This is a genomic window from Pseudomonas sp. 300 (genome assembly GCF_055803035.1).
This window is the reverse complement of the sequence record NZ_JAVLRV010000003.1, coordinates 282,248-285,439: the sequence shown is the minus strand read 5'-3', so window position 1 is coordinate 285,439 and position 3,192 is coordinate 282,248. Positions and strand designations below refer to the sequence as shown.

The 3,192-nt window shown below is 60.0% G+C and carries 5 protein-coding genes; 4 read left to right on the top strand and 1 reads right to left on the bottom strand.

Features of this window, described 5'->3' with window-relative positions; translation table 11 throughout:
• Window positions 1-60: 60 nt before the first annotated feature.
• Entirely contained in the window at window positions 61-783 is a 723-nt protein-coding gene (mtgA, locus tag Q7W83_RS26680; RefSeq protein WP_150632766.1) for a monofunctional biosynthetic peptidoglycan transglycosylase, read from the bottom strand.
• Window positions 784-857: 74 nt separating this feature from the next.
• Here mtgA and Q7W83_RS26675 point away from each other — a divergent pair, with 74 nt between their 5' ends.
• The 4 genes from Q7W83_RS26675 (at window position 858) to trmB (ending at window position 3,110) form a co-directional block, all read left to right on the top strand.
• Window positions 858-1,229 (top strand): DUF423 domain-containing protein, encoded by a 372-nt coding sequence (locus Q7W83_RS26675; protein WP_458376947.1) that lies wholly within the window; start codon window positions 858-860, stop codon window positions 1,227-1,229.
• Window positions 1,230-1,319: 90 nt separating this feature from the next.
• Entirely contained in the window at window positions 1,320-1,520 is a 201-nt protein-coding gene (thiS, locus tag Q7W83_RS26670) for a sulfur carrier protein ThiS (RefSeq protein WP_191630134.1), read from the top strand.
• 60 nt (window positions 1,521-1,580) lie between these two features.
• Window positions 1,581-2,375 carry a thiazole synthase gene (locus tag Q7W83_RS26665; RefSeq protein ID WP_008068101.1) on the top strand — a complete coding sequence of 265 codons (795 nt, stop codon included), beginning with the start codon at window positions 1,581-1,583 and terminating at the stop codon, window positions 2,373-2,375.
• Window positions 2,376-2,384: 9 nt separating this feature from the next.
• Window positions 2,385-3,110 carry a tRNA (guanosine(46)-N7)-methyltransferase TrmB gene (trmB, locus tag Q7W83_RS26660; RefSeq protein ID WP_150653965.1) on the top strand — a complete coding sequence of 242 codons (726 nt, stop codon included), beginning with the start codon at window positions 2,385-2,387 and terminating at the stop codon, window positions 3,108-3,110.
• The last annotated feature ends 82 nt before the right edge of the window (window positions 3,111-3,192 follow it).

Genomic DNA, 3,192 nt, shown 5'->3' with positions numbered 1-3,192 from the left:
AGATGTTGAATAATCTACCGCTATCGCGAGCAGGCTCGCTCCCACAGGAGATTTGCAGTGTTATTGAGACCAAGGCGCCCGGCGCGAATCGTTGAGGCCCAGCAGATAGCTGTCGCCCCCCAACTGACTCATCTGCTGCCGGATCCAGCCAGCCCGTCGTGCAACATAGTTGGTCGGATGACTCGCACTCCAGACCCTTGGATTAGGCAGCACCGCAGCCAGCAAACTCGCCTGTTGCCGGGACAACGACTTGGCGCCAACACCAAAGTGATGCCGAGCCGCCGCTTCCGCGCCAAACACCCCGTCATCCCACTCGACGCTGTTCAGGTACACCTCAAGAATCCGCTGCTTGGGCCAGAACACTTCGATCAGCCCGGTAAACCAGGCTTCCAGGCCTTTGCGCAGCCAGCTACGGCCAGACCACAAAAACAGGTTTTTCGACACTTGCTGGCTCAAAGTACTGGCACCGCGAACCGAACCACCCAGGTCGTTGTGCGCCAGTGCGGCGCGGATCGCACCAATGTCAAAACCCCAATGCTCCGGGAATTTCTGATCCTCACCGGCAATTACCGCCACCTTCAGGTCGTCGGATATTTCATCCCAGGGTTTCCAGGTGCGTTGCAGATCAATGGGTTCGCCATCGAACCAGGATTCGATCTTGCGCTCGACCATCAGCGCCGTGCCCGGTGGTGGTACCACGCGAAAAATCAGCACCAGCAATACGCTGCCACCCGCGAACCAGAGCACGGCTTTTGTAAATCGTCGTAAAAATAAACGCAGCATAGAGATGGCTTGGCCGAACCCGTTGAGCGGGCCATTATACAGACCCTGTTGATCGAGTCTGACTGGAGTTCTTCATGCTGCGTGGCTTTCTGATGCTGGCCGCTTTCTTCGGCTTCACCGGCGTTGCCCTTGGTGCATTCGCCGCCCATGGCCTGAAAAACCGTCTGACGCCTGAATACTTGGCAATCTTCCACACCGGTGTCACTTACCAACTGGTGCACACCCTGGCCCTGTTGGGTATTGCGCTGCTGGCCACGCAGGTTCAGGGGCGCTTGATCACCTGGGCCGGCGCTTCGTTTGCCATCGGTATTGTGCTGTTTTCCGGCAGCCTGTACCTGTTGACCCTGACTGGCGTCAGCAAGCTTGGGATCATCACACCCTTCGGCGGCCTGGCATTCCTGGTCGGCTGGCTCTGCCTGGGCCTTGCCGCCTGGCGGTTGAGCTGACCGGGCGGTCCATTTCATGACGAATGGCTTGGGTCGCCAAGACTGATCGGGCTAGAATGCCAGCCCCTAAAAATGATGGCGGCATTCGGCATGCGCATTCAGTTGAACGGCGAATCCCTTGAACTGCCCGACGGTGAAACCGTTGCGGCCCTGCTGACCCGTCTGGAACTGACCGGACGCCGGGTGGCGGTTGAACTCAATCTGGATATCGTCCCGCGCAGCCAGCATGCGGACACCACGTTGAACAACGGCGATAGCGTCGAAGTGGTTCACGCCATCGGCGGCGGCTAGTCGCCCGGCCCGCAAGGGCACAGAATTCTGCAAGAACCTCACCCCTACAGAGGATTTCCCATGAGCATCGTTCGTAGCGACAAGCCTTTCGTCCTGGCCGGTCGTACTTACCAGTCGCGTTTGCTGGTAGGCACCGGCAAGTACCGCGACATGGAAGAAACCCGCCTGGCCATCGAGGCCTCGGGTGCCGAGATCGTCACCTTCGCCGTGCGCCGCACCAACCTCGGCCAGAACCCGGGCGAACCGAACCTGCTCGAAGTCCTGTCGCCGGATCGCTACACCTTCCTGCCTAACACCGCCGGTTGCTTCGACGCTACCGAAGCTGTGCGCACTTGTCGCCTGGCCCGTGAACTGCTCGGCGGCCACAACCTGGTGAAGCTGGAAGTGCTGGCGGACCAGAAAACCCTGTTCCCCAACGTCATCGAAACCCTCAAGGCCGCCGAAGTGCTGGTCAAGGAAGGTTTCGACGTGATGGTGTACACCAGCGATGACCCGATCATCGCCCGTCAACTGGCGGAAATCGGCGTTATCGCGGTCATGCCGCTGGCCGGTCTGATCGGCACGGGCCTGGGGATCTGCAACCCGTACAACCTGCAGATCATCCTCGAAGAAGCCAAGATCCCGGTACTGGTTGATGCCGGTGTCGGCACCGCTTCCGACGCCACCATTGCCATGGAACTGGGTTGCGAAGCGGTGCTGATGAACTCGGCCATCGCCCATGCCCAGCAGCCGATCATGATGGCTGAAGCCATGAAACACGCCATCGTTGCAGGCCGCCTGGCCTACCTCGCCGGCCGCATGCCGAAAAAACTCTATGCCAGCGCCTCTTCGCCGCTGGATGGTCTGATCAAGTAAGAGCCATTGATGACTGAATCAAACGACACGCCAATCCAGACGGAAGAAGGCGACGAGCGCCAACACCGCCGCATCAAGAGTTTCGTGATGCGCGCCGGGCGCATGACCGAAGGCCAGCAACGCGGCCTGGACCAGGGCACGCCGCTGTTTGTGCTGCCATTGGCTGATGCACCGGTGGACTTCGACCAGGTGTTCGGTCGCTCGGCACCGCGCTCGCTGGAAATCGGTTTCGGCATGGGCCATTCGTTGCTGGAAATGGCCGCTGCCTCGCCGGAACAGGATTTCATTGGCGTGGAAGTGCACCGGCCGGGTGTCGGCGCGCTGCTCAATGGCGTGCTGACTCAGGGCCTGACCAACCTGCGGGTCTACGATTGCGACGCAATCGAAGTGCTCAACCGTTGCATCGCCGACAACAGCCTCGATCGCCTGATGCTGTTTTTCCCGGACCCGTGGCACAAGAGCCGTCACCACAAGCGCCGTATCGTTCAGGCGTCGTTCGCTGAACTGGTGCGCAGCAAGTTGAAGGTCGGCGGTATTCTGCACATGGCCACCGACTGGGAACCGTACGCCGAGTACATGCTGGAAGTGATGAACGTGGCGCCGGGTTATCGCAACCTGGCCGAAGACGGCAAGTGCGTGCCGCGCCCGGCTGAACGGCCGATCACCAAGTTCGAACGCCGTGGCGAACGTCTTGGGCATGGCGTGTGGGATTTGAAGTTCGAAAAGCAGTCCTGAACGGTAATACAAAAACCTGTGGGAGCGGGCTTGCCCGCGATAGCGGTCTGACAGTCAACGTGGATGTTGAATGTTACGGCCT